The 3,964-nt window shown below is 37.9% G+C and carries 4 protein-coding genes and 1 pseudogene; 2 read left to right on the top strand and 3 right to left on the bottom strand.

What is annotated here, in order from left to right; translation table 11 throughout:
• Positions 1 to 164: pseudogene (locus tag ESZ39_RS17280) on the top strand (IS1595 family transposase); the annotation flags it as partial.
• A gap of 13 nt (positions 165 to 177) precedes the next feature.
• On the opposite strand, the gene ESZ39_RS17275 reads toward ESZ39_RS17280, so the two are convergent.
• Positions 178 to 1,098: a LysR family transcriptional regulator gene (locus ESZ39_RS17275; RefSeq protein ID WP_146881161.1), complete on the bottom strand. Its 921-nt coding sequence runs from the start codon at positions 1,096 to 1,098 to the stop codon at positions 178 to 180.
• Positions 1,099 to 1,682: 584 nt separating this feature from the next.
• Between ESZ39_RS17275 and ESZ39_RS17270 the strand changes: the two genes are divergently transcribed.
• On the top strand, positions 1,683 to 2,378 hold the full coding sequence (locus ESZ39_RS17270) for a type 1 glutamine amidotransferase domain-containing protein (protein WP_146881160.1): 696 nt from the start codon (positions 1,683 to 1,685) through the stop codon (positions 2,376 to 2,378).
• A 235-nt stretch (positions 2,379 to 2,613) separates the two neighbouring features.
• Here the strand turns inward: ESZ39_RS17270 and ESZ39_RS17265 are convergent, their stop codons facing one another.
• Both ESZ39_RS17265 and ESZ39_RS17260 read right to left on the bottom strand, forming a co-directional pair.
• A complete protein-coding gene (locus ESZ39_RS17265) occupies positions 2,614 to 3,063 on the bottom strand; it encodes an SMI1/KNR4 family protein (protein ID WP_146881159.1) in 450 nt (149 codons plus the stop codon).
• A 200-nt stretch (positions 3,064 to 3,263) separates the two neighbouring features.
• Positions 3,264 to 3,701, bottom strand: a complete 438-nt coding sequence (locus tag ESZ39_RS17260) for a SirB2 family protein (RefSeq protein ID WP_223270443.1) — start codon at positions 3,699 to 3,701, stop codon at positions 3,264 to 3,266.
• Positions 3,702 to 3,964 lie beyond the last annotated feature (263 nt).

Here is a 3,964-nt window from a genome sequence, read left to right as displayed (position 1 = left end):
TTAACGCTTATCACGGCAGACTTCACGGCTGGATAGCTCGGTTTCACGGCGTAGCAACGAAATACCTCGATAATTACCTAAGTTGGTATAGGTTTATTGAATCAAGTGATAACCCCAATGAAAACAGTCTGTTGTTATCGCAGACACAGTTAATTGGGACATAGCCAAAGGTATTGATTAGCGGTAGTTGGTGACCAATCTTGCTTGTTGTTGATCAAAAAACTGTCGGAGAAAATCAATTAAAAGCCGCAATTTTTTTGACGAGGCAGCCCCAGGCGGAAATACACCATAAACGTCAATCGCTTTAAGCTGGTAATCGTCTAGTATGGTTTGTAAACGCCCCGCTTTAATTTTTGGCCAAGCATCATAGCTTGGGATCCGCCCTAAACCATGGCCCCCCTCAACAAAAGCAGTTCTTGCTGTGGCATTATTAGTGGTTATAGTGCCTTTTATATCAACTGTGTATGACCGACCTGACTTTTCTAGCGTTAGTTTATTACTGGCCAGTTTATAAACAACCCAATTATGTTGACTTAATTCACTGGGCTTATCGGGGCGACCATATTGCTCAAAGTAGTCTGGAGAGCCACAGAGGCAAGTTGCTAATACGGCAAGTTTTCGTGCTTGTAAGCCAGAATCAGCTAAAGGTGCTCCTCTAATAGCCAAATCAATGCCCTCTTTGACAATATTGACCACTTCATCGGTCAGCATAATATCGAGTTCAATTTTAGGATAAATGTTTCTAAATTTATCCAATGCCGGCACAATAGTATGCAAGCCAACACTAACCGGACAGGTAATTTTAAGCAGCCCCTCGGGTTCATTTTTAACATTTTCGATTTGTTGATTAGCGGCGCTGGCCTGCTGAGCAATAATACGACAACGCTGATAATAATCACTACCGGCTTGCGTTAGCGCAATAGAGCGCGTTGAGCGATTCAAAAGCGTAATACTAAGCTGGGTCTCAAGTTTTTTAATGTGGTAGCTCACTACCGCTCTAGAAAGCCCAATATGTTTTGCTGCCGCGCTAAAGCTGCCCTGCTCGACCACATGCGAAAAGACCACCATACTTTTTAATTGCTCAAAAGAAATATCCACTTAATCACCCGTATTAAAAAATTTACTCAGTAAATATTATTTACCGTACCCATGGATAAAATAATTGACTAAAAGTTAGTAAAGATAACGAATCGAACTAAAGCCCTAGTATTGATTACTGCACGGATAAGGCAATGGAGCAGTACCGGTAGATAATCCTGAAGTATGTACCGGTAGAACCAAGCCGTTAGTTATATGGTGCCGTTAAACTGGTCAATTAATTTGTGCGCTATAACTTGCTACAAACTCATTGTATCAATAATTAAAACAATGTTGTCAACTTTATCTGCATTGTATTAAAAGCAGTTAAGCATATACTGGATACATTACTGAGATACATAAATAAGCACTCAGACAAATTTCACTTTGAAAGTAATACCAGTTCCATTAAGTTTGTGATCTCGTTGTGCGCAGGAAAAATAACTCAAGGTAAGGCGCTCGATTGAGCAATAGCTGGCTATTGGGAGTGAGAGCAACACAGCCTTGAGCTATTTTAACTAGTACAAGTGAGCAATAACTTAATGGGATTGGTATAAGTACTATTCAAAAATAGATACCTTATTAACTAGCATAGGAAAATTTAAATGACTACAACAAATACAACTCAAGTATTAATGGTAATAACTTCACATGACAAGCTAGGTAACACAGGTGAAAAAACTGGTTTCTGGTTAGAAGAGTTTGCTGCACCTTATTATCAATTAATTGACGCAGGCTATAGTGTCACATTAGCCTCACCGTTAGGCGGACAGCCACCGTTAGACCCAAAAAGTGCTGAAGCTGACTTTCAAACCGATGCTACTCGTCGTTTTGAGCAAGATAAAGCAAACCAAGCAATATTAGCGACAACAACCAAGTTAGAGCTAATTGATGCCAATGATTATGCCGCTGTTTTCTATCCGGGTGGTCACGGTCCAATCTGGGATTTAACCACCAACCAAAAATCAATTGCTTTGATCTCAGCCTTTATTGAGCAGAATAAACCCGTAGCCGTAGTGTGTCATTCAACGTCAGTATTACTTAACGTTAAAGATAAAAATGGCGCTGCAATCGTGCAAGGTAAAAAAATCACTGGCTTTACTAACAGTGAAGAAGATGCTGTGCAATTAACTGACATTGTACCTTTTTTACTGGAAGACGAGCTCGTTAAGCAAGGCGCAAACTACCAAAAAGGCGACGACTGGGCATCATTCGTTGTTGAAGATAGCGGTATTATCAGTGGCCAAAATCCAGCAAGTTCAAGCGAAGTAGCCACGCGCTTAATCAAACAATTAAGCTAACCACTTAGCGTTATTATAAATAAAGCAGCATAAAAAGACACGGGTATAAAACTCGTGTCTTTTAATTCAACAATAAAATAAGCAGAGTTTTATAGTCTACAAATTTATAGGGTGTATTTATATTAGAAATAAAAAATTACACTTAAAAAAAGTAGCACTATCAAAACTTGACGACCTTATTATTCCGCATCAGTTAACAACCAGCCTACTGAAATTATTGAAAAAATCAGTTTCCTTACAGCTTATTAAACTCTCCTAGCCATTTACTGAAGCTAGCTGATACTTTCTCTACTGTCTGATATTGATGGTCAAACAACCATACTGCTACATCCATCTGCTGACGCTGACAATCACTCAGTTTGAAACAAAACATATTGCCCTTACAGTCAGAGGCAAACAAAATATGGCCTTTGGGCATACCACTCATTTCATATAACTTGGATAATGAATATACATCTTCAAGACTTAAAAAGTCCTGAACCTCAGATATATCAACACCTAAATCACATATTTTAGTTAACACATTGGGTGTGTGCACTAAGCCATAGTTCGATAATAAGTATTTATAGGTGTCAGGGAGAATGGCCGATAATCGTTGTTCAAGTTCTGCTATATCAGCGCTATCGATTGGGGTCATGGCTTGTTTGCTGCCCCAGTTTTTTACAAAAAGATCAATACTGTGCATTTAAAAATTCCAGACGTAACGCCTATTATACAGTTCTAGATTGTGGTTTGTAATTAGCGTCACCAATAAAAAAGCCAACTGTTTTTGTCATATTTTAAATAATACCAATTTAATGAATTACCTTGGTATAAAACATCCACAGAGGCTTTTTATTATTTGAATCTAAGTTTAGCTTGGTACGACTTACCTTGTTAAAGCACTTAACAAATCGCTGTTAACATAGTTTTTCCTAACTCAATATAAGCATTAGCATCTTCACTAATAGCTTTGGACTTAAGATGATCAGCAAAACCAAGTCTGGCCGTCATAGCCAACCAGAATACGGCACTAATGAAACCTACAACACGCCATAATGTTGACTTTGCCCACTTAAGCGCTAGAGTAATAGAAAGTACATAAATGACAAAACCAGCGAGCTTTGATGATGCCCAACCATTGACAAAGGGATACAAATTAAGTGGATTAACGGCAACCAGGTAAATAAAGGTACAAACAAATAGAGTATATAAAATATGTGGCCCTATCTTCAATAACTTATTATTGACCTTATCCGAGCCTTTCATTGTTAAGATAAAATTAATGATGAAAAAGATAAAAGTAAGCAAAATTATAGTCAGATGGGTGTGCTTAACTATCATGTACATATGGTTGATCCCTAAAGTGCTTTTATTTATTACTAAGACCTGCAGTATATCGTTTGTTTGAGTCAGACAAAACCATAACGCTTATATTAATTTTCTTGATTAATACCAATCCCATTAAGTTATTGCTCATTTGTACTAGTTAAAATAGCTCAAGGCTGTGTTGCTCTCAATCCCAATAGCCAGCTATTGCTCAATCGAGCGCCTTACCTTGAATTATTTTTCCTGCGCACAACAAGATCACAAACTTAATGGAACTG

It is taken from the genome of Colwellia sp. C1TZA3 (assembly GCF_007954265.1).
In the GTDB taxonomy this organism is placed as follows: Bacteria; Pseudomonadota; Gammaproteobacteria; order Enterobacterales; family Alteromonadaceae; genus Cognaticolwellia.
This window is presented reverse-complemented; position numbering and strand designations above follow the sequence as displayed.